This window comes from Corynebacterium sp. HMSC059E07, assembly GCF_001814395.1.
In the GTDB taxonomy this organism is placed as follows: domain Bacteria; phylum Actinomycetota; class Actinomycetes; order Mycobacteriales; family Mycobacteriaceae; genus Corynebacterium; species Corynebacterium hesseae.
Map to the genome: position 1 here is coordinate 101,365 of NZ_KV816336.1, position 218 is coordinate 101,582.

Below are 218 nucleotides of genomic sequence, written 5' to 3' on the forward strand. Positions count from 1 at the left end.
GGGTTCAGTTCTCATTACCCCTGATAGACTTCCCACGGCCAGGACGGTCTCCCAAATGAAGCTGGGGTTCAGTTCTCATTACCCCTGATAGACTTCCGCCAGGCGAGTTGTACCAGGCCAACAAGCTGGGGTTCAGTTCTCATTACCCCTGATAGACTTCTCCCACAGGGCACCACCGTCACCGTTGAGCTGGGGTTCAGTTCTCATTACCCCTGATA